Raw genomic sequence first — 263 nt, 5'->3', positions numbered from 1 at the left:
GTGCCGGTGCAGGATCGCCCGCACCAGGCTCATGCCCAGGCCGGTGCCGGGCGAGCCGCGGTGTTCTTCCAGGCGCGCGAAACGGTCGAACACGCGCTCGCGGTCGGCGGCCGGGATGCCGGGGCCGCGGTCGCTGACGTCGATGCGCAGCAAATGGTCCGGCCCGCCGGGTTCGCCGTCGACGCGGCGCGCGTCCACCGTCACCGCCGCGTCGGCCGGGGAGAACTTGACCGCGTTCTCCAGCACGTTGAACAGCGCCTGCT

Annotated in this window: 1 protein-coding gene; it reads right to left on the bottom strand. The window is 73.8% G+C overall.

Annotated features, from left to right (window positions below; translation table 11 throughout):
- Nucleotides 1-263, bottom strand: a 263-nt coding sequence (locus HKX41_11955; protein NNC24848.1) for a sensor histidine kinase, incomplete at both ends; no start/stop codon positions are given.

Source organism: Salifodinibacter halophilus, from assembly GCA_012999515.1.
In the GTDB taxonomy this organism is placed as follows: domain Bacteria; phylum Pseudomonadota; class Gammaproteobacteria; order Nevskiales; family Salinisphaeraceae; genus Salifodinibacter; species Salifodinibacter halophilus.
Note: the sequence above shows the minus strand (reverse complement) of the source record. Positions and strands in the feature narration are given on the sequence as shown.